Annotated in this window: 2 protein-coding genes; both read left to right on the plus strand. The window is 73.5% G+C overall.

The genetic code is table 11. The features are described 5' to 3' along the window. Nucleotides 1-371 (plus strand): hypothetical protein (locus AOK09_RS35965; RefSeq protein WP_055591378.1); only part of this gene is annotated, 371 nt, incomplete at its 5' end. A gap of 70 nt (nt 372-441) precedes the next feature. After that, a partial coding sequence (locus AOK09_RS35970; protein ID WP_055591379.1) for a hypothetical protein occupies nt 442-1356 on the plus strand: 915 nt, incomplete at its 3' end.

Below are 1356 nucleotides of genomic sequence, written 5' to 3' on the forward strand. Positions count from 1 at the left end.
CTCCCCGGATCAGCGCCCACCCCCGCACCCACTCACGCCCACGCCCACGGAGTGCAGCTCTGACCAGCGCCTTCTACCACGAGCACGACCCAGCGAGCACCAACCTCGCCTTCGGCGCCGACGACGACGGCGTCCACGTCGTCAACGTCCACCACCACCCACACGCCCAGCCGCTGCTCAAGCGCGCCGGCTTCACCCCGCACGAAACCTCCGAGCAGTGGGTCCTACCCGACGGCACCCACCCTGTGGACGCCCTGCTGCGCACCGAGTACGCCGCCGATCTGCTCGCACAAAACGGCCTGCGCCCCAGCGTCGACCCGGACTTCCACAACGCTCTGCCCCAGGCCACGGAGGACCAGCCCCGCCCGTAGGCCGGCACTCGCCTCGTCTCGTTTCGCCTCCTTTCGGGGCCCGCTCGCCTTCTCCACTCAAGGGACACCTGTGCCGACTCCGGACGTCACCTTCGCCACCGACCGCTCCTCGGTCACCGCCCATGTCGCCGATGACCTGCCTGCCGCAGGTCACCGGATCCTGACCGAGGCCGGCTTCACCCGCCCCCATCCCGGCTCCCCCTACACCCTGTCGAGCCCGGATGCCCACCGCGACGCGGCCCGCGCCACGTACCTCCTGCGGGCCGGCGGCCTGACCATCAGCCACGCGCACGGCTCCCCCGCTCCTCAGGCGGGGCCCGCCGTGCCAGACGTCGCCTTCGGCCGCCATCCCGAGCACGGGATCGTCGCCGCCACCGACACCGACGACACCCTCGGCCTGGTCCCCGACACCCTGCGCCGCTTCGGCTTCCGCCACCACCCCGAACGCGAGATCTACCTGCCACCCCGCAGCGACGACGAAGGCCTGCGGGCAGCAGCCCAGGCGACCCGCGCCCTGCAGGCTCTCGGATACGCCGTGGCCGCGGCCCCCGGGCTGACCATGGCCCCACCCGCCATGCAGGCCGTAGCCGAGGCCGCCGACACCCTGACCGCGGAGCGGGACAACCTCGCCGAGCTGGCCGACACCCGGGACGCCGCCGACGTCCTGGACGCCGCCCTGGACGAACAGACAGGTGCGCTCCCGCAGCTGGGCCGGCTCCTGGAGGAGGTCGCCGCCTGGTGCCGGGCCCTGCCCCCAGAGCTGCGCACCGAGGTGGAGGAGCCGTTGGAGGACCTGTCCTTCGACGTCGCCCGCCTGCGCACCGACCTCGGCCAGGTCCAGCATGCCTTGGCCCGCATGAGCACCGTCGTGGCCGTGCACCGCCCCGCTGGACCAGTACGGACACAGGCCGCCCGCACCAGCGTCCGCCACACGGGTCTCATCCTCCACAGCCCCGCCCCCGCCGCCGTATCCGGGGGCCCGGCC

Origin of the sequence: Peterkaempfera griseoplana, assembly GCF_001418575.1 — a bacterium.
GTDB classification, from domain to species: Bacteria; Actinomycetota; Actinomycetes; order Streptomycetales; family Streptomycetaceae; genus Peterkaempfera; species Peterkaempfera griseoplana.